This window comes from Olivibacter jilunii, assembly GCF_900607235.1.
GTDB lineage: Bacteria > Bacteroidota > Bacteroidia > Sphingobacteriales > Sphingobacteriaceae > Olivibacter > Olivibacter oleidegradans.
Genome location: NZ_LR027848.1, coordinates 724,521 through 748,683, shown reverse-complemented (window position 1 = coordinate 748,683; position 24,163 = coordinate 724,521). Strand labels below are relative to the sequence as shown.

Sequence of the window (24,163 nt, the reverse complement as noted above, 5' to 3'; positions counted from 1 at the left end):
CCAAGACGCGTCAGATCAAACAACGAGTAACGGAAAACGAAATGATAAGAAACTATCTAAAAATTGCCTGGCGCAATATGCTAAAGCATAGGGCGCACACCTTTATTAATATATTGGGAATGGCCATCGCCTTTATCTGTAGCATGCTATTATTGGCTGCTGTTTATCACGAATTTTCTTTTGATAAGTTTCATCGGTATAAAGATCGCGTATTTAAGCTCTATGAATTCCATAATTTAGTAAAGGGAACGGAACTTGGCGCTACCATGGGTTATCCGGTAGCTACCTACCTGAAGAAGGAGAATATTGGGATCGACAAAGTAACTCGAATTAAAAATAGTGGTAGAGAAATTCGTAATGGAGCCAAATCACTCGAGCAGGGAATAAATCTAGTTGACCCTGACTTTTTCGACATCTTTTCCTTCCGGATTATACACGGTCAAACTCGCTCACCGTTGGATAACATAGATGCTATCGTGTTGAATCAAACGACCGCAACTAGTTTATTTGGCCAACAAGACCCCATAGGAAAACCAGTTGAGATTAAAATAGGTGGTGATTGGAAGCGTCTTATCGTATCCGCTGTAATGGAAGACGCTCCGCAGAATTCAACCTTTAAGCTCCCCATCTTGGCACGCACAGAGCTAGATCCCAACTGGGCCAGAACCAAGGAAGAATGGTATGAGCAGCATCACAATGTATACGTGCGCCTCGCGCCACACGTAAGTCAAGCACAAGCGGAAAAGCAACTGCATTTGTTCGTGCAAAAGTATTTGCATCCAGACGGGGAGTCTTTAAAAAGAGACGGATTCAAAGCCGATGCCAATGGCGATTATTTAGGTATGCGTTTGTTATCCTTAAACAAGCTTCACTTTAATACGGAAATAGGTTCGGGCGATACCGTCAGCAAAACCTATCTTTATATTCTCCTGTTGGTGAGTATCGTTATTTTATTTATTGCCTGCTTCAACTTTATCAATATTCAAATCAGCCTATCATTCACTCGCAGCAAAGAACTAGGTGTAAGAAAGTGTTTAGGAGCCGCCGCCCGGCAGGTATGGGGACAATTGTTTTGGGAGAATTTTATACAGATCGGACTCTCATTATTTATTGGTTTGTTAGGTGTAGCTGCGCTTATTAAAATACTGACGCTTTATAATTTCTTTAAACTCGATCATGCCGTTCTTTACAATCCGCAAATGGCAATAAGTGTATGTGCCATATGGATACTCATTTCCTTTTTATCATCCGGATATCCCTTTTTCATCTTGAACAAGCTTAAAACTACAGACATCTTTAAAGGCAAATTCAGCATTATTAAATCAGGAATCGGCAGGAACATTCTGATTACGCTCCAGTTTATCACCGCTATCATACTAATCTGTGCGACGGCTATATGCTATTTGCAATTTCAGCATCTTCGCACGGCTAGTCTTGGTTACAATACCGCATCCATTGTTAGCATACCCGTTAAAGACGTTACACACGGTCGGGATATCAGTGCCAAATTACGTACGCGTCTCGCTTCTAACCCGTCGGTATTAAGTGTAACGGGTGCAGACGTTAATTTGGGTGTTGGCAAAGATGGAAGTACTTCTAAATCGCAGGTCGGCTTCAGCCATGAAGGAAAGAATATAAAAACAACCTACATTTCAGCTGATTACGATTTTTTGACAACACTGTCCATTAAACCATTGGAAGGAAGGGATTTCTCTGTTGCTTTTTCAGCAGACACATCAGCAGCTGTTATCATCACGGAAAGTATGGCCAAGCAACTCGGTAGCGGGCAATTACTGGGGCGCAATATTAATACCGATTCAGCGGGCCGCAATGGCTGGCATATCATAGGCATCATTCCAGATTTTCACCTGTATTCTATGCACAATCCAACGGAGCCCCTCACAATCGCTATTGAAGGCGACCCCTCCCTAGATTATATTTTCGTAAAAGTCAATACGCAAAACCCGGTTGCTACCATGGATATGCTCAAGAAAACGTATGCCAGCTTGGAACCGAACGCAGAGTTTAAGGGAAGCTATATTGATGAGAATATCGACCGTTGGTATAAAAAAGAGAAACGCCTAGCTACGCTTTTTTCGGTCTCGGCGGGAATTGCCATTTTGCTTTCGTGCATGGGCTTATTTGGTCTAGCACTCATTATTATTCATCAAAAAGTAAAAGAAATCGGTATACGGAAAGTATTGGGTGCTTCGGTGGCCCATATCACAGCTAAAGTGATCCGCGAATTCGTGAAACCTGTTATCATTGCCTTTTTAATTGCGGCCCCTATTGCTTGGTGGACTATGAATCTGTGGTTAGACGATTTTGTTTATCGTATGGATATGCCCGTTTGGATTTTTCCCTTGGCGGGAGTTGCCGCATTACTAATAGCAATTTTGACAGTAGGTGTTCAGTCATTACGAGCAGCCAAAGCAAATCCGGTGGATTCGTTGAGAAGTGAATGATTTTGGTTATTGGTTAATTGTTATTGGTTATTCGTATGATCCTACTCAGAATGAACAACGAAGACCGATAAAGGCATAAGACTCTTATTCACATATAGAGCAGCCATTCATCCATATTTTCTGGACTAACAATTTGCGGGGAGGCTTCTGGATAGTTTGCAGTAAATGTTTGAGGAAAACGTACCTTTCTTTTGCCAGACCGTTTAAATTCAAATGCATGGAGTTTGCCATAATCGTCTTCTATTAAATCAATTTCCCGCTGTTGGGTCGTTTTCCAAAATAACCATAATATTTTTGGATTTGATTCCGAAATAATCATAATATTTCTGGATTACATGCAAAAGTTACGATGCTTTTTACCGAACAGGTAAGCGATAATGTGTTTATCTCATTCTGTTTTTAATTTCAAATGCCCATAGAGCTTTATTAATAACTCGCAGGGATCAACATCAATCGCTTTGGCAATCAATACCAATTCATCAGCCCTTAATTTTGCTGTAGGGTTAAGCGACAGTTCACTAATCCTTGGTTTACTTAATCCCGTACGCCTTGCAACAAGCGATTTATTGACAGATTTCTTGGCTAAATATTCTCCTAACGAAGTCATTTTGTAAGATTTTAGTTTATGTTGTACCGACAAATATTCTATTTATATAGAATTTCTTTACATTTTATTTGAATATTGAAATTATTTCTTTAAACTTGTAAAGAAATTCTTTACAAAAATGAGCTTATACACAGCAATTAGATGTTGTCACAATAAATCCCTTGATCATGAATGATATTAAACCCATTCTGGAAAAACTGGCTGAAAAGATTCCTGTTGACTGTATTTACGAATTCCCCTATACTTTTTTAGGGGAAGAGAAACAGCACCTACTCATTGTAATTGACTCCAAGTGTCAGGTTCCTGCCAAAACCTTAGAACCAATGGCTGAACTCTGTCTAGCGGAAACACCCTTGCATAGTTATACGTTGATACCTTATGGCGAACTGAAAACAGCAATCAAAAACGGAACACTCTACTCCACCTTGGCATGCCGCAAGCAGCATTTGAAACTAAGTTTAGGCAAAAAACCTCTTCCTCATCTTACACAAATAGAACTGGAAAGTATCCGAACAAAGGCGCGGGAACATTTTGAAAAAGCAGCGATTAAACAGCGTGATTTCTTAGAAGGTATGGAATTCTATCGTAGCAAAAACAACTTTGAACAAGCTCTGTTTATGTTGCACCAAGCTACAGAATTAACCTTTCGGGGTATTGAAAAGGCTGTTTTTAAGCGTGATCGCCCCTGTCATAGTTTACAGGAGCATCTTAAGTTAATTACCCGGTACATCCCTGAACTGGCGACCCTTTTTGACAAAGAAGAACCCCATTATTATCGTTTAGTCAAATTGATCGATCAATCTTATACGGCCGTGCGTTATGAACGACAGTTTGAAGTGGAAAAAGAGGAAATCGAGCAGTTGGTATTCAAACTGATTCCCGTTTTAGATTGGTGCAACGACTATTACCATACTTGCATGATCGAACTCGATGCGATGATCCGGCAAGCATCGGTCGAACCCATTATACAGGCAACAACAATCAACGCCCCACCCACTATCACGCTATCACTTCCCGATCAATTACGCAACCAGTTGAATGAACAACAAGCAAAGGCTTTAACTACTATTTGCACGAATCTTATTAAAAAGGAAGCGCTGCAACAGCTAGTCCTTATTGGACATGAAACTCATGAATCACAAAAAATAGCCTTTTACCAATGTGATAACCTTGATATCAGGCAAACAGAACATTGTTATCTGCTTGGCATCAGTACGAAGAGCAGTACTTCTAAAAGCCATATTATTGCCCATACGGATATCCGGGTTACCGTAATTTTATGTGCATCATCCAGGGTAAGTCAAGAGCTCGAAAAGAAAAATCGCTTTTTTATACAAACACTTACCCACGGGACGGTACTTTACCAAAATGCAGACCAACCCTTATTCTCTATTCCTGAACCTGATTGGATGCTGACTTTAGAGAAAGCACAAGCTGCTTGGAATTATAAAAAGTATAAAGCCGATACTTTTCTAACCTGCGCAGAACTTGCCATCCATCAACGTCAAGACACTCACATAGCCATGTTTCTTCTCTCTCAGAGCATGGAGCAACTTTGTATTGGTTTGATTTATGCCTGTCTTGGCTATCATGTAGATCAGAGCACGCTTCCATTTTTGCTTCAGGTCACCAAGCTTATATCGCCACAGCTCGCTGATTGTTTTGTTTTCGGAGGAGACGACACAAAGCAGGCATTTAAATCGCTTGCCAACAGTCTGCATGCCGTTCGTTATAAAAAGGAAGCAGCTCCCAACGACAAAGAATTGGCAATCGCTATGGCCTGTTACGAACGTTTCCAAGCCATTGCCATCGCTTCCTGCACCACTAATTTCGCTCAACTGGAGAAGCGAATACTGGCAGAATCTTCAAATAAAGAATTGGTTGAATCGGCAAAAGACGACCATGTCGTAAAACCTAGCAATGCGTTGTAGCCCTTCCTAAACCTAGCTACATGTTTTGCGTAAACACTTCTATTTTTGTGCAAAATAAATTTTGCGGGGACAGCACCGCAAAATTTATTTGGAGGTCGTGTTAGATGAAGTTTACACCTCCGGGTACTAATTATTGTTTACGCAGGTATTTAGTTAGAATCACAATCAACTGTCCCTCTACTCTTCCTTCTATCTGCTCGGGATTATCTTCTACCAAACGAATATTTTTCACCACAGTTCCTAATTTGGCGGAGATCGAACTTCCTTTTACATCCAATGTTTTTGTCAATACCACGGAATCGCCATTTTGGAGCACATTGCCATTTGCATCCTTATGCATCGGCTTAAGAGCTTCTCCTTCTTCAAAAAACCCAGCTTGTGCCCACGAAAGCGTCTCTTGCTCCAAATAAAGAATGTCAAGTGCATCCGCTGCCCAGCTTTCTCCTTTCAAGTGGTTCAGTACCCGCCAAGCTAATACCTGCACGGCCGGTAGCTCACTCCACATAACATCCGGCAAGAAACGCCAATCTTCGGGAGAAAAAGCTTCTTTACCTTCCAGCTGATCCGCTAATGTCTTGGCTATTACAAGCTCATTATTCGAATAGCTATCAGGAGTTATGCTATAAACCACCAATTCCCCTTCTTTGTTACTTAACTCACATCTCCCACCGCTTCTGACCATTAAGGTTTCATTTATTACCATTTATATACTTTTAGACTGCAAAGATACGCTTTTACGATGGCTAAATAGATTCTTCGCAGTCTAAAAGTCTCTCTGAATTACGGTCTGGATATATCAATCATGTTCCAAAATATCATCTAAAAAACATAATACTCTTGGATTTAACTCAAGAATTAGGACACCTTTTTACCGAATCAATCCCCGACACTTTTACGCTTCGGGATCTTTCTTTATGGGACCTTTATACCGCCCTCCTAAAGGTTACCTTACAAAATGGTATTCTCAGCTGTCCTTTGTACGGAAACGAACACTCTTTGTTCATTTCCGTACATTACTTTTATTCTAAACCTCGTTCAAGCTGCGAAAGCACTGCTTTTTTATTGTGGCCGCCTAATTGTGCACAAACAGTTGGTTAAGGTACGTTCGTCATTGAAAAATAGTACCCAGCAACAACGTAATCGACACAATACATATTGAAATCTTATACAGTAACCAAATGATTAATCATCACCTTAAAGCGACCTTTCGCTATTTATGGCGGAATCGACTATTTACAGGTTTAAATATTTTGGGATTGGCCATAGGCATTAGCGCGTCCTGGATCATCTTTCGAATGGTTAGCTTTGAATTTAGTTATGATAAATTTGAACCCGATCGTGAACGCATTTTTCAACTGACATCGAGCTTCAAAACACCAGATGGACGGGATCGTGAGATGGCTGTTGTTCCTAAAGGTGTATTGCCAGCAATGCTCCGGGAAATTTCCGGACTGGAGGAGGTTTCTCCTGTTTATTATCAGCATTACGAAACGGCCCAAACTGCCAAAAGTCCGTTGGTAGAAAACCTCTCTGAACGGATAGCCACATTACCAGGCTATTTTAAAATGATAGGCTATCAATGGCTAGCGGGAAATGCCCAGCAGGCTCTGAAAACACCAGAGCAAGTTATATTAACTGCTTCGCGAGCACAATACTATTTCCCCGGTAAACGCCTTTCAGAAATTATTGGACAAACCATCACCTATAATGATACCATACAAAAAACGGTGTCCGGTGTTCTCGCAGATTTAGGCTATCTCAATAGTTTTCCTGCACAAGAGTTTTTTCCTATAGACCAAGAAAGTCTTACCAGTACCGATTGGAGCAGCTTATCTTCCAATGAGCTATTGTTTGTTAAGCTTAAGAAAGGGGTTAGCACTAAGACTGTTCTTGATCAATTGAATGCACTAAACGAAAAGATCAACAGCGAGGTTTTTAAACAACGCAACTTTAAATCACATTTTAAGCTGCTTCAGCTGAAGGACAAACATTTTGCCACCCAATCTGACACCCGTACCGCCAATAAATCCGTATTATTCGGCTTGATAGGCATTGCGTTCTTTCTACTTGCCCTAGCCTGTATCAATTATATTAACCTGACTACCGCACAAATACCTCAACGGGCAAAAGAAATAAGTGTTCGGAAAACGTTAGGAAGTACGTCAGGAATCATTATCCGTTCTTACTTATTGGAAACTTTTGTTGTCTGTCTACTAGCAGTCGCCTTGTCACTATTTCTAACATTTTTATCCCTGCGCGTTTTTGCGGAATACATCCCCGAGGGTATGAACAATTTCACCAATTATCCCGGTATGATTGGCTTTTCCATTGCATTGATCAGTTTTATTACGGTTCTTGCAGGACTCTATCCTAGCTGGCTCGCTACCCGTGTACAAACCGTCCGCGTATTAAAAGGTGAAACAAAGCAATCGATTAGGGGCTATCAGTTGAATCTCCGTAAGGGACTGATTGTGTTCCAGTTTGTAATTGCGCAGGTATTTGTGATTTGCGCCATTATTATCGGACAACAACTGAAATATACTTTGGACAAAGATTTAGGTTTTGAACATGAAGCCATCTTAACGGTCGAAATCCCCTATAAGCTACAGCAAGACTCGCTTTTTCAAGGCTCTCAATTTGTTTTAAAGCAACGACTGGCTCAACATCCCGAGATCGCAGCGGTTTCTTTGGGCGACTTACCGATGATTGACCGAATGACGGCTTGGTTAATGGATTATCGCGGAAAAAACGGCACCATACAAAAGCAAGTGATGTTTAAAAATATAGACAATAATTACCTTGATCTTTATCAAATACCGTTACTTGCGGGAAGGAACGCCCAGTTAACGGATACCGTGCGCGAATTGCTTCTAAATGAAACCGCGCTCAAAGCCTTTGGCTTCTCTCGTGCCGAAGAGGCCATTGGGCAAACTTTATATCAAGGTAACATGCCGCGGACTATTGTTGGAGTTATTAAAGATTTTCATCAGTTTAACTTGAAGAGCACAATTGATTTACTCGGTTTTACAGCGCAAAAGCCTGGTTTAACAACTTTTAATATCAAACTATCTTCACCTAAGGTTTCCTCCTGGAAAAAAGCGATTGCCCTTATTGAGCAAGAATGGAAACAAGTTTACCCAACAGCGCCATTTTCTTATCAATTCTATGATGACACGATAAAATCGCTATACCGGCAGGAGCATAGTACATCCCGACTGGTGAATGTGGCTACCGCTATAACTTTGTTGATCAGCTGTCTAGGACTATATGGCTTAGCCGCCTTTACCGCCTTTCAACGCACCAAGGAAATTGGCATTCGCAAAGTGCTGGGAGCTACCGTTGGCGGAATAACCGGACTGCTCTCTAAAGACTTTATCAAACTGGTATTGATCGCGTTAATGATTGCCACACCAATTGCCTGGTGGACCATGAATAAATGGTTAGAGAACTTTGCGTTTAAAATAACCGTGCAATGGTGGATGTTTGCCTTCGCCGGACTAGGCGCAGTTACAATCGCTTTATTAACGGTAAGCTATCAAGCTATTAAAGCTGCAATTGCTAACCCTGTCGATTCATTGCGAAGTGAATAGAAGTTAGAAGTAGTAAGTTTTAGGTCATAAGTGTCTTGATAAACTAAACAAAGAAGTTAATAATAAGCCACATCAAAAACCTTTTTTTGAAGCAAGTTAATACGTAGAGCGTAGGACTTACAACTCACAACTCAAAAGATACTTGATACTTATAATGATAAAGAATTATTTCAAAATCGCCCTCAGGAATCTAATTCGGCACAAATCTTTTTCTTCGCTGAATATAGCAGGCCTTGCAGTTGGTATGGCATCGAGCATTCTGATCCTTCTTTGGATTCGGAATGAGAAAAGTTACGATCGCTTTCATGAGCACACAAATGAAATTTATCGTATTACAGCCGTAGCGTCAGACGACTTCAAAGCGGCTGTAAACCCTGCCGGTATGCCTGCTGAACTTAAAGCTAAAATACCGGCCATTAAAAATGCTGTTCGATTAAGCCATCCCTCTACTAATGCTTTTGAATATCAGGATAAAAAGTTTGAAGAAAAAAGGGGCTTCTTTGTCGATTCAACGTTTTTTGACGTCTTCTCCTTTCCGTTGATTTCCGGCAATCAAGCCACAGCGCTTAAGCGTCCGGACGCCTTACTAATCACGGAAAACTTTGCCAAAAAGTATTTTGGGAATACAGATCCAATTGGAAAAACGCTTAAAATAAATAACGAAAAACTTCTTACCATAACGGCCGTCTTAGCGAATGTCCCTACTAACTCGCACCTGCAATTTGATTATCTCATGCCTATGGCGGCAATCGCGAAAACGCATAACGATCTGATCCAGAATACCTGGAAGAACTTTAATTTCTATTCTTACATTCAGTTAAACAGGGATTTCGAGGCTAATGAAGCCAATCTATTGGCTTTGGAAAGCCAAATGAATGCGCTTTATAAATCACATGAAACTAATCAAAAAATAACTTTTCATCTCCAACCATTACGGGATATACATCTCCACTCTCACTTACAGGTAGAGTTATCTGACAATGGTAATATTCAATATGTAAATATCCTCTCGCTGGTGGCTGTTTTTATCCTATTAGTTGCCTGCATTAATTTTATGAATTTAGCTACGGCTCGCTCCGGCCGAAGGGCAAAAGAGGTGGGTTTGCGGAAGGTTGTTGGCGCGGCCCGATCTCAGTTGGCCGGACAGTTTCTGGGCGAATCGGTTTTAATTTCCTGCCTATCACTTTTTATTGCTATAACACTTGTTTGGCTTCTCTTGCCTGCTTTTAATTACCTGGCTGGCAAAGAACTGGCGATCCGTCTTTTTGATGGCAAGCTCGTTTTTATATTAATTGGCATTGCATTGATAACAGGATTTATAGCCGGGAGTTACCCTGCTTTGTTTTTATCCGGTTTTCAACCGATAAAAGTACTTAAAGGGCAGATGAAGCTTGGCGGAAAGGGCGATCTACTCTTTCGAAATACACTGGTTGTCTTACAATTTGTCGTGTCTATTGTATTATTAATAGGAACCGCCGTTGTATATCGGCAACTGAATTACATAAAAAATATGAATTTGGGTTATGAGAAGTCAAATTTGTTATATGTGCCCATGAAGGGTGATATCTGGAATAGGCAAACGGCTTATAAAAGTGAACTAGAACAAAATCCCTTAACGGCCAATTTTACTATTACAAATGATTTGCCAACTAACTTAACAAGCGGTACAATCAACGTACAATGGGAAGGCAAAGACCCAAATGCGCAAGTAGTTATTCCAAGCTTAAGCGTAAGCGAACGTTTTTTTGAAGTTTTTCAAATGAAGATCATTTCCGGTCGAGGATTTTCTAAAGATTTTAGGGGCGACTCAAGCAATTATGTTATCAATGAAAAGCTGGCCAAAATGATGGGGCTAACTGCTGCGACAGCGGTTGGTAAACCATTAGCAATGTGGGATAAACGGGGAACTGTTATCGGCGTGGTGAAAGATTTTAATTTTAAACCTATTCAACAGGCCATTGAACCGATTATTCTGGAACCGAATCGATGGGGAGGTGTAGTTGCAGTGCGTACGCAACCCGGTAAAACAGAAGCGACAATCAAGGCATTAGAAAAGATTAACACCCGTCTAAATCCCGGATTTCCTTTTTCTTACAGCTTTCTCGATCAAGACTTAGCAAACTTGTATCGAGGGGAACAGCAGCTGGGAAGTTTGTTTAATCTTTTTGCCATCCTTGCTACCTTTATTTCTTGCTTGGGTCTTTATGGTTTATCTGCCTATATGGCCGAACAGCGGTTTAAAGAGATTGGGGTACGAAAGGTTCTGGGCGCATCAGTTCTCAGTGTAGTTCGTTTATTATCTATCCGCTTTATGCGCCTTATCTTTATAGCAATTCTTATCGCTGTTCCGCTGTCTTGGTATGCGATCCATAGCTGGTTAAATGATTTTGCTTATCACATCAATTTAAGTTGGGTGGTATTTGTAATAGGCTCCATTGCTGCTTTAGTGATTGCATTATTAACCATAAGCTATGAATCGATTAAGGCTGCAATAGCGAATCCGGTTGATTCCTTGCGAAGCGAATAAGGTTTATTCATTAGAGGCTACTAGAAAAAAATAAGACGCCGTTCATCCTTTTCATGCTGAATAACCCTTTATGCGTCAAGTCGTATAAGGCGTGCTTTAGGCAAATCGGATAAATTGTTGTGCCTGCTGGTTTTTGCTTATCCACTTCCCGATAGATACAATAAGGCGCTCGCGGCATATTAAAGAAGCGCCGGCGCAAGAGTAAGCGTAACATGTATAACATATATTCTTTTATTTCCTGTTCTTCTAAAACAGTAATATTGCGATATAACTCATGAAGAACAAGCGGCTCATTTACCTTTCGCTTATTTTTTCGTTGAATCCAAGGGTGAAAAATCCGATATATCAGCTTATCCTTTTCGCATTCCTTTTGAACTCTCACAATTCTTTTTTCATTGTAGGCATAAAATTCATCCTTTTCAAAGGATAGCTCATCTAGATAAATTTCCGAAAAAATGTATTTCAAATTTTCCATATCAATCCCCGTTAACTTAGCCCCTTCCTCCATTCGTTCATAATCGCTAAAATAATAGGGCGCTCTTCCCAGTAAAAAAGAGAGCTCTTCCTCTGTATAATTACATCTAACTCTCGCGGAAATATAGACATATCGCTCGGCAAGTTCATCTTGTGTCAACATGCCTCCATAGGTTACAGGTAGTTTAGGTTGCATTATGGTAAAAGATTAATCAATACCCAATTGTTTCTTCCTCTCCTTCACATTAATAATGAAGTCCTTTTCTGACATATTCATAATCAGCTCTTTTCGCCATGATGAAAACAGCTTGGAAACAGCTGCATGCCGTTCATCAAGACTGTTTTCTTTATAATTTTTTTGAATTTCTTTCAGTTTTTGACAGTATTCAATATGGACTTGTTTTGCCGGAACCAGTCGATTCCCCTTTTTCTTTGTCTGATATAACATAAACTTAGTTGCCAGCCCTTCATTATCACTCACCTCTTGACTATTATATTTGGCTAAAGAAACCAGATTAATAAACTCCTGTAAAATTTCTTCAGGTTTCCAATAAAGGATATCACAAGCTGTTTCGAATTCGGAGGTAAAATATATCTTAATTTCCATAATTGATGATTTTAATTGGTCTCCCTTTTTCCTTTAATTTTTTTCTCAACATAACATATTCATCACGCCATTTTTTCACCTCAACCCTTAACTGTTCTTCGCATTCCGGCTGTTCCAATTCTGTTCCCACAATAGTCATCATTGCGTGATGATATTTTCCCTTTGCCTTCTTTTCGATATATTCTTGTGTTTCTTTTGTGTCCTCAACCGGTGTATTCTTGAGAAAGAAATCCGTCAGCAAACCTTCGGGGTCTTCAGGATGAACACTCATCAATCGAGGCAAAGAAATCCGATCCAAATAATACTGAAAGAACTGCTCTTGCTCGATATCTAACATTTTAAACAACAGTTCAAAATCTTTTAATAGCTTAATCTTTATTACTTTCTTCATATTATGCGATATGGTTTAATTCATCATAACAGCAATTAACTATTGATTGATATTCCCGCGATTTTCTCCCAGCATCTATTTTTATCAATTTGCTTATATTCTCTAAGTAAGGATGAAACTTATGAGCGAAATCATCATTCATCTTTTCTCTACTAATACCTTGAAACCTTAAAAACCGTTGCAGAATTTTTATGGCCTCTGACTGTTTGACTTTATTGTCCTTATCCAAAAATTCGTAAAGTGTAATACGCTGTGAGAGTGTCTCGAGCGTTTTCTCTACGGAAATATTAAATAGCTCACTAACGACAACAAAGTCCTCCGGCAGGTTCAGTTCAATTGTTCTTTTCATGATAAGTTTAGGGTGTTTAATAATGACTCAAAGATATAAAAATATTATTTAAAAGCATATATATATTATTAAAAATATTTTTACCAATAAAAAAAGCAATCTTTTTAGAAGTTCAATAGGCTCCTGTACGGAAATGAACAAATAAGTGTTCATTTCCGTACATCACTTTTTTTAAAACCTGTCTTTGGAGGTTATTTAATAGCTTTCTTAATGTGGCAACTTAATTGTACGGATCGATAGCAGGGATACTGAAGAACCCATTAAGATGTTTCAAAACTATATCAAAATAGCATGGAGAAACCTTTTCCGAAATAAAGGTTTTTCAGTCATTAACATTATCGGTTTGGCAATCGGGTTAGCGGCTTTTTGGTTTATTGCATTATATGTTGCCGATGAGCTTAGCTACGATCGTTATCATACGAATGCCGATCGTCTTGTCCGCGTAGTTCAACGTACCAGATGGAATGGGAATGATCTACATCAAGCGCCTACTTCTCCTCCATTTGCTCCTGCTTTAAAAGCAGCTTTTCCGGAAATCGAAGCAGCAGCACGCATTGACCTTGAAGGCGGAGGTATTATAAGGGTAAACGATAAAAAGATTAAACAAGAAGACATCGTCTTTGCCGATGCTAGCTTACTCCGATTGTTCTCTTATCATTTTATTTATGGCGATCCGGCATCTGCCCTATTGAAGCCGCAATCTATTGTTATTACAGAAGAATTAGCAACTAAGTTATTTGGTTCAGCGGAACAGGCCTTTAATCGTACACTGTATTTTGATGACAATTTTCCAAACCAAATTACAGGTGTCATTATTGATATACCGCAAAATTCACATTTACGTTTTAGCGGTGTTCGTTCTTTCGATAATAACTTCACAGGAGGTTGGCAGAACTTCCATGTGTATACTTATCTGTTGCTCAAGGATGGCATCGATTATCGTACATTAGAAAAAAAACTAGCATCATTTGCTGCTCAAACCATCCAAAAGCGTATGCAGGTTGCCGATTATATAATCGAACTGCAACCCGTACCTTCTATTCATCTGCACTCAAATCTCGCTTACGAACTAAGTGCAAATAGCAGTATAAAAAAAGTAACTTTACTCAGTGTTGTAGCTATTTTGATTCTTCTCATTGCCCTTATAAACTATTTGAATCTATCCACTGCTCAATATATAACACGCGTTAAAGAAATAGGAGTCCGTAAAGTGATCGGTTCAGGTAAACGAAACATTGCCTTTCTGTTTTTAACGGAAGCTCTTTTGCTGACGTTCATTGCTTCAGGTATTGCAATTGTTTTAATTCAACTGGCATTCCCCTACTTTAATGAACTCACCGGAAAGCAATTGTTCGTTTGGCGCTTCGGTGTCTTCAACACGTTGATTACGTTGCTGGTGTTTTCTCTCTTTACAGGAATTGTTGCTGGCGTCTATCCCGCTCTATTTTTAGCTCGTTTTAAAACGATTCCCGCACTTAGAGGCCAAATCGGAAGCATGGCGATGAATGCTACAGTACGGAAATCATTGGTTAGTTTTCAATTCGTCATAACGATTATATTAATTTCTGCATCACTTGTTATTTTTAAACAACTTCGTTACGCTGAACAAGCGGATTTAGGCTTCAATAAAGACCAAGTAGTAACTTTCCATATCGATGCCCAGCAAGTACGAAATCAAATATCAGCTCTAAAAGCACAATTGTTGCAAAGTCCTTTTATAGAAGGCGTTTCAGCGGCGGGAAACCCTATTGGCAATAACAACCTAGGTGGTTTGGGATACAAATTTGAAACCGCTGATGGCGATTTTTCCGCTCCTTCTATTCCTGCACAGGAGTTAATGGTTGACGCAGACTTCCTACCAACAATGGATATCAAACTATCGTTGGGTAGAAACTTTTCGACCGCAATGCCTTCAGATCAATATAGTTCCGCTTTAATCAATGAAACCCTCATGAAAAAGCTCGGTTGGACGAATCCGATTGGGAAACGAATGAAGTTTAACATAGACGATCGAGGAAACACGGCAGAAAGAACAATCGTGGGCGTTGTAAAAGATTTTCATACTTATTCACTTCAACATGTAATTGAACCACTCGTGATGGTAATGCCTCCTGTAACGACTATGGAGGACAACTTATACGTTAAGCTGGCAAAAAACCATATCCCGGAAGGTCTCCAATACTTGGAAAAGGTCTATCAAACTTTCGACAGATCAAATGTTACTTCTTATTATTTCCTGGATAAGAACTTTGCCAAACAATACACCGCAGAAAGAAAACAGGCGGCAATGACACTGCTACTTACGGCTTTGGCAATTTTAATAGCCTGCCTCGGTTTATTTGGCCTTTCCATTTTCACTACGGCGCAGCGAACTAAAGAGGTGGGGATTCGGAAAGTTCTAGGAGCTAGCACAGCCGATATTATACAAATGCTATCTGGAGATTTTTTAAAGCTTGTTGCCTTGGCCTCATTGATAGCCTTACCTATCGCCTGGTTTTTCATGCATACTTGGCTGCAAAGCTTCGCCTATCACATTAAAATTAATGGGTGGCTGCTTGTTTTTCCATGTGTCGCCGTTTTAATAATAACCTTGTTGACGGTCAGTTTTCAAGCAATTAAAGCAGCGTTGGCGAACCCGGTTGATTCCTTGCGAAGTGAATAGTGTTCTGAGTAGCAAGTTTTAGGTCATAAGTAACTCGAAACTAAATAAAGGAGCTAAATAATAAGCCACATCGAAGACCATTAGAATTTTTGTAGCGACTTATACGTAAAACGTGAGACTTAAAACTTACAACTCAAAAGATACTTAATATGAAAAAAAATTACATGAAAATCGCTTGGCGAACCCTCTTAAAAAACAAGGGATACACGGCGCTTAATATAACGGGAATGGCTATCGGCCTTGCCAGCTGTCTTCTCATTGGGCTTTACATCCGGAATGAATTGTCATATGATGAATACCACGTAAAAAAGGATCGGATTTATCGCGTTGTTCACGGTTATAAAGAGATCGGAACCAGCGGAACAACGAAAGCGGGGCAAAAAGGGGATTATACTTATCAAATTTGGGGGAATGCACCGGTGGGAAAAGCACTAGAAGCTGATTTTCCGGGAGTAGAAGAGGTTGTCCAATTTTCCGGCAGATCCCCTGTATTGCTTCGCTATGGTGACAAAGCCTTTCAAGAAGACAATGTCTTTTTTGCTGATTCCAACACCTTTAGTGTCTTCAGTTGGAAATTGCTTGCCGGTAATCCAAAAACAGCACTGGTCGCCCCTTATTCCGCCGTGCTTACTAAGAGCACGGCCAAAAAATATTTTGGTGACGAAAATCCAATTGGCAAAACCATTGAAGGAGGTAATACCGGTGGGAGAGCCGCCCCGGGTGTCTATACAGTAACCGGTATTTTAGAAGACATACCCCCTAATTCACACTTCACTTTTGACGCGCTCATGTCTATGAGCTCCTTTAGGCAATCTTGGGCAGAGGTTTTTGATGAGTGGGGTTATGTGGATTTCTATACTTATTTCCTACTTTCGGAAAAAGCAAATCTTGAGCAGTTAACGGCAGACATTCCTGCCTTTCTAAATCGGCACCATGCTAATGATGATGGTCGGTACAGTATTGCCTTTGAACCGATGTTAAATGCTTATTTGCACTCAAGTGCCGATCGCCAGCCTGGCGCTACCGGTAGTTTGGCCAATTTATACATTTTTGGGGTAATAGGTATTTTTATTTTATGTATAGCGTGCATCAATTTTATGAATTTGGCAACGGCACGTTCGCTCGAGCGGGCTAAAGAGGTTGGCGTACGTAAAGTAGTAGGAAGCACAAGAAAAGAATTGATTTGGCAGTTTCTGACTGAATCGTTCCTTATGATTTTCATATCAGCTGTTTTAGCGCTTTTATTGGTTTTACTGCTTTTCCCGTTTGTCGCCGCTGTTACCGGGAAGCAGATCAACGCGGATTTTGTCTTTAGTTGGCAAACATTTTCACTTTTCCTCCTTACCCTGTTCATTACCGGCTTTTTAGCAGGAAGCTACCCTGCGTTAGTCTTATCCCGTTTCAAGCCCATTACCATCCTTCGAGGTGTTTTCCGTACTTCTCCAAAAGGAGTCCTTTTAAGGAAAGGTTTGGTTATTTTCCAATTTAGCTTGTCAATTGCCCTAATCGCCGGAACTGTTATCGTCGTATCACAGTTAGATCACTTGCAAAATAAAAATCTCGGGTTTAAAAAAAACCATATGTTGGTCATAGACTTCAATTATGATGAACAGGTACTCCGGCAATTGGAGTCCATTAAGCAGGCTTTTTTGCGCGAAAAAGAAGTCGTATCCGTATCTGCATCCCGTAGCGTCCCTGGCAGCTATTTCCCGAACGCCGGTACGAGTATCGAGACGGCAAATGGTAATTCCGTTATGGAAGTTCCGGCCATCTTTGAAGTGGATATTGATTTCATTCCCCATTTCGGCATTGAAATGGTCGCCGGCAGGCCTTACTCGCGTGATTTCCCGGCAGACACGTTACATTCTTTAGTCATTAATGAAGCTACGGCAAGGCTTTATGGTTATAGCAACCCGAAAGATATTATCGGGAAGCGCTTTTCGCAATGGGGACGGGACGGAACAGTAATCGGTGTAACAAAAGATTTTAATTATCTTTCTCTTCATAAACGTGTTGAACCCCTAACCTTACGCTTAGCTCCTATGGCAAGCCGATTTCTGAGTTTGCAAATACAGTCGGATAATTTACCGGCAACGATTAGTAAAATAGGCGAGATATGGACAAAATTGGCGCCACAACGCCCATATTTATATAGCTTCCTTGATGAGAGCTTTAATCGGCAATATGAAGCTGACACCCATTTTAGGAACGTATTTTCCATTTTCTCTAGCATGGCAATCTTTATCGCCTGTTTAGGATTATTGGGTCTTGCAACCTATACTGCTCAACAGCGTACGAAAGAAATTGGGGTACGTAAAGTACTTGGCGCATCCGTTAACAATATTATCAAACTACTATCCACCGATTTCATGAAATTAGTATTAATCGCGGGGCTTATATCATCGCCCCTCGCCTGGTTTGCTATGGATCAATGGTTAGCCAATTTTGCTTATCATATGGAAATTCACTGGTGGATATTTGTAGCAGCCACTTTCTTAGGACTGGTTATTGCTTTTTTTACCGTGAGTTACCAAGCTATTAAAGCCGCGATGGCAAATCCGGTGAAGTCTTTACGGTCTGAATAGGAACGCGACCCATCCTAACCAGATAGGGTACTTACCTTGTAAAATGATAACGCTTGAGAACGAAACAATACAAATATCAGGATATTTCAGCACCATAAAATCCTTAACGTTGAAATATCCTGATACATACTTGCCTGCGGAAGGCTGGTCTCTTGATACTTGTACTGCAATCTAAACCTTAACCGTTTTCCATCGGCCTCGCGAAAAAAGCCAAAGGGTAAAAATACCTACTGCTGTTTCCGATGCAAATATTCCCCAGAATACGCCTGTATGAGAAAGATTAAGCGAAATAGCCAGAAAATAGGCAAGCGGAATCTGAATAAGCCAAAAGAATACGAAGTTTATCATTGTTGGTGTTTTTGTGTCGCCGGCACCGTTAAAAGCCTGTACAGACACCATCCACCAACCATAAATAAAAAAAGAGTAAGAGATAATACGCAGCCATTCACTCCCTATAGAAATAACCCGGTCATCCATGCTAAAGACGCCTACCAATGCTCTATTAAAGAAGAAAAACACCAATGAAATGATAAGCATGAACACCATATTATAACGGCCAATCTTCCACACGGCAGACTCGGCCCGATCTGGTCTCTCGGCTCCTAAATTCTGACCCACTAAAGTGGCGGCAGCATTCGATAGGCCCCAAGCAGGCATCATACAGAACATCATGATACGCATAGCAATAGTTGAGCCCGCTACCGCCTCGCTTCCAACTTCTGCTAAAATGCGCATCAAGAAAATCCAGGAAGTCATGGCAATCAACATCTGACCGATACCTCCCAAAGATGTGCGCAATATGGTAAACATCGTTTTCATGTCCCAAATTAGTTGATCGATACGCACACGAATATGCTTTCCTCCTTTAAGCAGTACCCATAGCTGCATCGCCACACCTACCCCTCTACCCAAATTGGTTGCAATAGCCGCACCTTCAATACCAAAAGCAGGAATTGGCCCCCAGCCGAATATAAGTAGCGGATCTAAGAGAATATTAATGCCATTAGCCACCCACAGTACACGCATAGCGATTGCCGCATCCCCCGCACCTCGAAATATCGCATTCATTACAAAAAGCAACATCACTACTGCATTTCCACCTAGCATCCACTGGGTATAACCATAGCCATGCTGTATGGCCCAATCATCTGCTCCCATTAGGGCAAGCAGCTCTTTAGAAAAAAAGATACCGGCTAATGCAAAAGGCAGGGACGCTAAGATTGCAATGAATATTGCTTGAACAGCAGACAATCCCACTTCTTCTTTTTTCCGTTCACCAATTCTACGTGCTATAATTGCTGTTACTGCCGTGGAAAGTCCCATTGCAATGGAATATAATAGAAACAGATACGTTTCAGTAAGTCCCACAGTAGCCACTGCTGAGGGACCTAATTTGCCTACAAAATAAATATCTACAACAGCAAAAATCGACTCCATCATGAGCTCTAAAATCATGGGAACAGCTAGTAATAAAATGGCTCGTTTTAAACTTATCTGCGTATAATCAGCTTCGGTACCTCGAATGGCGTTGCCTAGCTCTTGCCAAATAGTGGGTGGATGTTGTGTCTTCTCCATAGAATCATTTATTTAGACCTTTCATTAACTGGCTCTTTATGTTAGAACATGTTCCTTACTAACATATTGGTAAAAATACGGAAGAAATTCGCATCAAATTATAGGTAATTCTGACAATTTGAGGGTAATTTAAGACAAAGTGATTTCAACTAATAGAAAAACAAGCCTCGCCTGGTTAATCCAAACCACTCTTAAGAGAATCGCTTTTATTGAATTATGATACTCAACATATTGCAAACAGTTTACCAAGTTTGGTAATCCATAAAAGTTATGCTTTTTGCGGAATCAAATCCATAAAAGTTATATATTTGTATAGTTAATGATACAAAGAGAATTAAAAGACCGACTACTACAGCGAATAGATCATAAGAAAGTTCTTATTCTATTCGGTCCGAGGCAGGTAGGGAAACGCCATTAATAAAACGGGTTGTATCTGAACTATCATAGAAAGCTATTATTAGATAATAAGTGAATGCCCACAAAAACTCAACAAGATCCTCTCAACTATTTATTATTCACCAATATCGACTCCTATTTTTCCGACGAAACCACCATTTTTCATCATTCTTTGTGCTTCGGTTAATTGATTTAGCAAAAAGGTTTTTTCAATATGCAATTTTAGTTTCCCCTGCTCAATCATTTCCTTTAATACGTTGAGATCGTCGGCATTGGGCTTGACAAAAACAAACTTCATATAAGGTTCAAATACAACATCAACCGCGGTTTTGACCAAACCCTTTATATTATTGGTTTCGCCTCTTGTGGTCACGAATAGGCCCTGTTCGTTTAAATGATGTTTTAAGTCGCTATACGTGTACATGCCGGCCGCATCAAATATAAGATCAAACCGGGCACCTGAAGGAATCTGCTGATTTTGATAGTCGATCACCACATCGCAACCCACGCTATGAGCATATGCCCGATGTTTCTCGCTACATAAACCGCTAATGTGACAGTCTAAAGTTCGTGCCAATTGAACGGCCACCGAGCCAACGCCTCCTGTGCAACCGGTAATCAAAATATTCTCCTTTTCTTGTATTCTACCTACCTTAAATAATCCTTGATATGCAGTCAGTCCCACCAAGGGTATCACGGCTGCTTCCACGTAATCAAGATTCTTCGGTTTTAATGCTATTTGATCCGCATTAACTGTCAGCTCTTCCGCATAGGCGCCACCTTTTATTGCGGAAATCATTCCAAACACCTCATCCCCTTCCTTAAACAGTCGACTTTTTGATTGTAATACTTTACCACAAAAATCACTGCCGATTACTTGGTTACTAAAACCGGCACTAGCGAGCAAAGCCCTCCCATTGCGCGCCATTACATCTATCGGATTAACGGATGAAGCATAATTCCGAACCAGCACTTGTCCGCTCTTAATAATCGGCCGAGGAAGTTCCTTTATCTTAAATCTCGGATCAGTACCCTTTTTTTCTATTACTGCAGCTTTCATTATTTTATCCCATCTTCACTAATAACATGCTGCAAATTAACGATTTGCTTGCCGGGCATTGTTGGTTGTATCTCATTTTGTATGCCTCTTTGTTACACTATTGTAAAGAATGACTTCTTATGCTCTATGCTACCCCTAGATGTCCGAAATCGAACATCAATCTGTCCGATTTCGGACACCGCACGCTAAAAAAGAACAACATAAAACATTTATATACAAACAATTATATTTTATGGAAGCATTTTGGATAGTCGGATTACAAGTTGATACCACGATGATAAACCATTGCAAATAGCTTAGGGAATGAATGATTTGGTTATTCGTTCCTCGTTATTGGTTATTGGGCCACGAACGATTAACTAACAACAAATAACTATTATGTTAAAACCATCCGCCTATGGTGGATAGCTGAAGCACCATAAAAGACAGACACGATGCTGAAACCATGAGCCCTCGGGCGAATAGCTGAAACACCTTAAAGAACTAACACATGTTGAAAAACTATTTCAAAACGGCTTGGCGCAACTTATGGAAAAACAAGTTTTATTCGCTGCTCAATATTTTGGGCCTGGCCATTGGTATGGCTGTCTGTATTGTGATTATTCTCTTCGTAAACTACGAACGGAATTTTGATGCGATCCATAAGAAGAACATTTATCGCCTAAATGAAGTACAAAAGCCCGAGGGCATGGTGGCTCCCCAAAAGGTAGCCCTCTCTATGTATCCAATGGGACCTAGTCTTCAGCAAGAATTTGCCGAAATAGTGAACTTTACGCGTGTCAATCAATGGGGTAAAGCTTCCTTTTTAGTAAACGGAGTACGACATATAATGCCTTCCACCTTCTTAGTCGACTCAACCTTTCTTCAACTATTTGATTTCGAACTGTTAAAAGGCAACAGAAGTACCGTTTTTGAAAAGCCGAACAGCTTGGTGTTAACACAAAAAACCGCAGCGAAGATCTTTGGTAAGGAAGAAGCGCTCGGAAAGACCATAACCACCTACGGTAGGGACACTACCAATTTCACTGTTACAGGCGTTTTAGTAGATATTCCTGAAAATTCACATATTCATTTTGATGCCCTATTCTCCATGAACACGTATGTTGGCCCTCAACAAATGCAGAACTGGGGAGGCAATTGGCTAACGACCTATCTGGAAATCGCACCTAATGCCGACATAGAAAGCCTTGAGAAAAGGTTTCCAGCTTTCCTTAAGAGACACATGGAGGAACAACAAGCAAAGGGCTATGAGTTATTCCTGCAGCCGCTTCGAGATGTGCATGCCGGCTCAACCGAGATCACGCATGATTATATCAATTATCAAAAATTCAATAGTAAATATACTCTTATCTTCTTCGCTATTGCACTAGTGGTTCTGGTGATCGCTTCTATCAATTTTGTAAACCTAACCACTGCCCGCTCAACAGCACGGGCGAAGGAAATCGGCGTAAGAAAGAGTACCGGCGCTAAAAGAGGGCAACTTTATCTTCAATTTATCGGTGAATCCGTTCTTCTCTGCTTCATCGCAGTGATTTTAGCCTGTGGGATGGTAAAATTAATGCTCCTATATGTAAACCATATAAGTCTCCGAGCCATTGCTTTCCCTTTGCTTCATGATCCGTCGCTAATCCTCTATTTATTATTAGGCACATTATGTTTAGGACTTTTAGCAGGTCTATATCCTGCTGCTTACCTCTCGGCATTTAAACCAACTGTTGTACTAAAAGGCACGGTTACCGGTGGTAAAAACAAGGCATTCTTTCGTAATATTCTAGTTGTCGCACAATTTACCTGTGCTATTGTATTAATTACAGCAACCTTACTGGCCATTAAGCAACTCCGTTTTATGCAAAAAAAAGATGTCGGTTTTACGCGAGACCAAATGGTTACTGTGACATTGGATAACAACGCCTACCGCGTGTATGAAAGCTTAAAACAGGAACTTTTAACGAGCAGTTTGATTAAAGGCGTTACGGCCAATCAACAAAAGTTAGGCAACAACTTGCATCAAACAAGCGTTAAATTTCACGGAGATCGAGGAGCAAAAGAGCTGGTAACGTCTCAAATTGTGGTAGACCCTGATTTTCTGACGGTCTATCAGATTCCACTTCTTGCTGGCCGTAATTTTTCACCGGATAGACCGGGTGACGATGCCCGAACCTATATTATCAATGAAACACTGGCCAAAGAACTTTTAAAAGAAGAATGTAATCAATCCTTTGCTTCTTTAATTGGCAAGCGTTTCGGATTTAATGGTTTAGACTCCGGGAGTACAATCATTGGAATTGCGAAGGATTTTAATTTCAATTCGCTACATCATAAAATCGAAACGCTATGCCTTTACAACCGAAAAGACTTTGGTTACAACGAGCTTTCTATTAAGATCAACGGTGAAAGGGCTTCGGAAGCACTGGCCTATATTCAATCCGTATGGAAACGCATAAGTCCCGATAGTGATTTTGAATACCAATTTTTAGATGATCATTTCACGGAGCTTTACAAAACGGATCAAACAACCAGCGAAATTGTAGGCATCCTTGCCGTACTGGCTATTTTAATTTCCTGCATGGGGCTTTTGGGATTGGCCACTTTTGTCGCGGAGCAGCGGATCAAGGAAATCGGTATCAGAAAGGTACTCGGAGCAAGCGTTCAGAGCTTAGTTCAACTACTGTCTAAAGATTTTCTGAAGCTTGTACTTATCGCCATCCTAATTGCTGTTCCCATTGCCTGGTTAGGCATGAATAAATGGCTGGAAGATTTTGCCTATCGGATCGATATTGAATGGTGGATTTTTGTTGTTGCGGGTATTCTAGCAATATCAATTGCCATGCTTACCATTAGCTTTCGTGCCATTAAATCGGCATTGGCCAATCCGGTTAAAAGTTTAAGAACAGAATAAATTTCGTTACTAGTTCTTGGTTATTCGCGATGCCTTATCAAGAAC

17 protein-coding genes are annotated in these 24,163 nt (G+C 40.4%); 7 read left to right on the top strand and 10 right to left on the bottom strand.

Going from position 1 to position 24,163, the window contains the following annotated elements; genetic code table 11:
* Positions 1-41 precede the first annotated feature (41 nt).
* Positions 42-2,465 carry an ABC transporter permease gene (locus E0E36_RS03200; protein ID WP_165446906.1) on the top strand — a complete coding sequence of 808 codons (2,424 nt, stop codon included), beginning with the start codon at positions 42-44 and terminating at the stop codon, positions 2,463-2,465.
* Between the two features lie 88 nt (positions 2,466-2,553).
* On the opposite strand, the gene E0E36_RS03195 is transcribed toward E0E36_RS03200, so the two are convergent.
* From E0E36_RS03195 to E0E36_RS28300, 3 genes are all read right to left on the bottom strand, one after another.
* Complete coding sequence (locus E0E36_RS03195) at positions 2,554-2,784, bottom strand: hypothetical protein (RefSeq protein ID WP_130854697.1); 231 nt, start codon at positions 2,782-2,784, stop codon at positions 2,554-2,556.
* A 69-nt stretch (positions 2,785-2,853) separates the two neighbouring features.
* Positions 2,854-3,072, bottom strand: a complete 219-nt coding sequence (locus tag E0E36_RS03190; RefSeq protein ID WP_013664512.1) for a helix-turn-helix domain-containing protein — start codon at positions 3,070-3,072, stop codon at positions 2,854-2,856.
* A 124-nt stretch (positions 3,073-3,196) separates the two neighbouring features.
* The gene (locus tag E0E36_RS28300) at positions 3,197-3,283 is read right to left on the bottom strand and encodes a hypothetical protein (protein ID WP_354004832.1); all 87 of its coding nucleotides are present in this window, start codon (positions 3,281-3,283) and stop codon (positions 3,197-3,199) included.
* On the opposite strand from E0E36_RS28300, the gene E0E36_RS03180 reads away from it, so the two are divergent.
* Positions 3,249-5,003, top strand: coding sequence for a HEPN domain-containing protein (locus E0E36_RS03180; RefSeq protein WP_371719638.1), 1,755 nt, complete (start codon positions 3,249-3,251; stop codon positions 5,001-5,003). The genes E0E36_RS28300 and E0E36_RS03180 overlap by 35 nt on opposite strands.
* 130 nt (positions 5,004-5,133) lie before the next feature.
* Here E0E36_RS03180 and E0E36_RS03175 read toward each other — a convergent pair whose 3' ends face one another.
* A complete protein-coding gene (locus tag E0E36_RS03175) occupies positions 5,134-5,706 on the bottom strand; it encodes a PhnA domain-containing protein (protein ID WP_130854695.1) in 573 nt (190 codons plus the stop codon).
* Between the two features lie 475 nt (positions 5,707-6,181).
* Between E0E36_RS03175 and E0E36_RS03170 the strand changes: the two genes are divergently transcribed.
* Entirely contained in the window at positions 6,182-8,593 is a 2,412-nt protein-coding gene (locus E0E36_RS03170) for an ABC transporter permease (protein WP_130854694.1), read from the top strand.
* Positions 8,594-8,747: 154 nt separating this feature from the next.
* Positions 8,748-11,120 carry an ABC transporter permease gene (locus tag E0E36_RS03165; RefSeq protein WP_130854693.1) on the top strand — a complete coding sequence of 791 codons (2,373 nt, stop codon included), beginning with the start codon at positions 8,748-8,750 and terminating at the stop codon, positions 11,118-11,120.
* Between the two features lie 10 nt (positions 11,121-11,130).
* On the opposite strand, the gene E0E36_RS03160 is transcribed toward E0E36_RS03165, so the two are convergent.
* The 4 genes from E0E36_RS03160 to E0E36_RS03145 are packed head-to-tail and all read right to left on the bottom strand — an operon-like array spanning position 11,131 to position 12,941.
* Positions 11,131-11,790, bottom strand: a complete 660-nt coding sequence (locus E0E36_RS03160; protein ID WP_130854692.1) for a hypothetical protein — start codon at positions 11,788-11,790, stop codon at positions 11,131-11,133.
* A 12-nt stretch (positions 11,791-11,802) separates the two neighbouring features.
* Entirely contained in the window at positions 11,803-12,201 is a 399-nt protein-coding gene (locus E0E36_RS03155; protein ID WP_130854691.1) for a hypothetical protein, read from the bottom strand.
* Entirely contained in the window at positions 12,191-12,592 is a 402-nt protein-coding gene (locus tag E0E36_RS03150; RefSeq protein WP_130854690.1) for a hypothetical protein, read from the bottom strand. The genes E0E36_RS03155 and E0E36_RS03150 overlap by 11 nt, the downstream gene beginning before the upstream one ends.
* A 1-nt stretch (position 12,593) precedes the next feature.
* Positions 12,594-12,941 carry a hypothetical protein gene (locus E0E36_RS03145; protein WP_130854689.1) on the bottom strand — a complete coding sequence of 116 codons (348 nt, stop codon included), beginning with the start codon at positions 12,939-12,941 and terminating at the stop codon, positions 12,594-12,596.
* Positions 12,942-13,206: 265 nt separating this feature from the next.
* On the opposite strand from E0E36_RS03145, the gene E0E36_RS03140 reads away from it, so the two are divergent.
* Positions 13,207-15,603: an ABC transporter permease gene (locus E0E36_RS03140; RefSeq protein ID WP_130854688.1), complete on the top strand. Its 2,397-nt coding sequence runs from the start codon at positions 13,207-13,209 to the stop codon at positions 15,601-15,603.
* Positions 15,604-15,752: 149 nt separating this feature from the next.
* On the top strand, positions 15,753-18,188 hold the full coding sequence (locus E0E36_RS03135; RefSeq protein ID WP_130854687.1) for an ABC transporter permease: 2,436 nt from the start codon (positions 15,753-15,755) through the stop codon (positions 18,186-18,188).
* Between the two features lie 171 nt (positions 18,189-18,359).
* Here E0E36_RS03135 and E0E36_RS03130 read toward each other — a convergent pair whose 3' ends face one another.
* Together E0E36_RS03130 and E0E36_RS03125 are read right to left on the bottom strand one after the other, a co-directional pair.
* On the bottom strand, positions 18,360-19,763 hold the full coding sequence (locus tag E0E36_RS03130) for an MATE family efflux transporter (protein WP_130854686.1): 1,404 nt from the start codon (positions 19,761-19,763) through the stop codon (positions 18,360-18,362).
* 511 nt (positions 19,764-20,274) lie between these two features.
* Positions 20,275-21,219, bottom strand: coding sequence for an NAD(P)-dependent alcohol dehydrogenase (locus E0E36_RS03125; protein ID WP_130854685.1), 945 nt, complete (start codon positions 21,217-21,219; stop codon positions 20,275-20,277).
* A 490-nt stretch (positions 21,220-21,709) separates the two neighbouring features.
* On the opposite strand from E0E36_RS03125, the gene E0E36_RS03120 reads away from it, so the two are divergent.
* The gene (locus E0E36_RS03120; RefSeq protein ID WP_130854684.1) at positions 21,710-24,118 is read left to right on the top strand and encodes an ABC transporter permease; all 2,409 of its coding nucleotides are present in this window, start codon (positions 21,710-21,712) and stop codon (positions 24,116-24,118) included.
* Positions 24,119-24,163 lie beyond the last annotated feature (45 nt).

Excerpts from the sequence above, each read along its gene's own strand:
- E0E36_RS03200 (WP_165446906.1), top strand. The coding sequence starts at position 42 with ATGATAAGAAACTATCTAAAAATTGCCTGGCGCAATATGCTAAAGCAT.
- E0E36_RS03195 (WP_130854697.1), bottom strand. The coding sequence starts at position 2,784 with ATGATTATTTCGGAATCAAATCCAAAAATATTATGGTTATTTTGGAAA.
- E0E36_RS03190 (WP_013664512.1), bottom strand. The coding sequence starts at position 3,072 with ATGACTTCGTTAGGAGAATATTTAGCCAAGAAATCTGTCAATAAATCG.
- E0E36_RS03175 (WP_130854695.1), bottom strand. The coding sequence starts at position 5,706 with ATGGTAATAAATGAAACCTTAATGGTCAGAAGCGGTGGGAGATGTGAG.
- E0E36_RS03170 (WP_130854694.1), top strand. The coding sequence starts at position 6,182 with ATGATTAATCATCACCTTAAAGCGACCTTTCGCTATTTATGGCGGAAT.
- E0E36_RS03165 (WP_130854693.1), top strand. The coding sequence starts at position 8,748 with ATGATAAAGAATTATTTCAAAATCGCCCTCAGGAATCTAATTCGGCAC.
- E0E36_RS03160 (WP_130854692.1), bottom strand. The coding sequence starts at position 11,790 with ATGCAACCTAAACTACCTGTAACCTATGGAGGCATGTTGACACAAGAT.
- E0E36_RS03155 (WP_130854691.1), bottom strand. The coding sequence starts at position 12,201 with ATGGAAATTAAGATATATTTTACCTCCGAATTCGAAACAGCTTGTGAT.
- E0E36_RS03150 (WP_130854690.1), bottom strand. The coding sequence starts at position 12,592 with ATGAAGAAAGTAATAAAGATTAAGCTATTAAAAGATTTTGAACTGTTG.
- E0E36_RS03145 (WP_130854689.1), bottom strand. The coding sequence starts at position 12,941 with ATGAAAAGAACAATTGAACTGAACCTGCCGGAGGACTTTGTTGTCGTT.
- E0E36_RS03140 (WP_130854688.1), top strand. The coding sequence starts at position 13,207 with ATGTTTCAAAACTATATCAAAATAGCATGGAGAAACCTTTTCCGAAAT.
- E0E36_RS03135 (WP_130854687.1), top strand. The coding sequence starts at position 15,753 with ATGAAAAAAAATTACATGAAAATCGCTTGGCGAACCCTCTTAAAAAAC.
- E0E36_RS03130 (WP_130854686.1), bottom strand. The coding sequence starts at position 19,763 with ATGGAGAAGACACAACATCCACCCACTATTTGGCAAGAGCTAGGCAAC.
- E0E36_RS03125 (WP_130854685.1), bottom strand. The coding sequence starts at position 21,219 with ATGAAAGCTGCAGTAATAGAAAAAAAGGGTACTGATCCGAGATTTAAG.
- E0E36_RS03120 (WP_130854684.1), top strand. The coding sequence starts at position 21,710 with ATGTTGAAAAACTATTTCAAAACGGCTTGGCGCAACTTATGGAAAAAC.